Genomic DNA, 347 nt, shown 5'->3' on the forward strand with positions numbered 1-347 from the left:
CACAATTTTCACAGAAAAAAGAGGGTGGGGCGTTTGAAAAAGACTCAAGTGCGCGATATTGTTAATCATTTCCAATTGAAAGTAGCAAGTGGAGAAACGGGGTTGCGCCGCGAGATTACCGTAAGCGATATCAGCCGTCCTGGCCTGGAAATGGCGGGATATTTCGATTTTTATGCTGCAGAGCGTGTGCAGCTGCTTGGGAAAACAGAACTAAGCTTCTATAATGCAATGAAAAAGGAGCATCGCATTGAACGGATTGACAAGTTGCTGCATGAACAAACGCCGTGCGTATGTGTAGCTCATGGCTGCGAGGCGCCGGATGAACTCCTGAGTCTGTCGGAAGAGCG

The 347-nt window shown here is 48.1% G+C and carries 1 pseudogene; it reads left to right on the forward strand.

Annotation, left to right across the window (positions count from 1 at the left end):
- Positions 1–33: 33 nt before the first annotated feature.
- Positions 34–347, forward strand: a pseudogene (locus B2899_RS10325) (HPr kinase/phosphorylase); the annotation flags it as partial.

Source organism: Aneurinibacillus sp. UBA3580, from assembly GCF_002375825.1.
Lineage (GTDB): Bacteria > Bacillota > Bacilli > Aneurinibacillales > Aneurinibacillaceae > Aneurinibacillus > Aneurinibacillus danicus.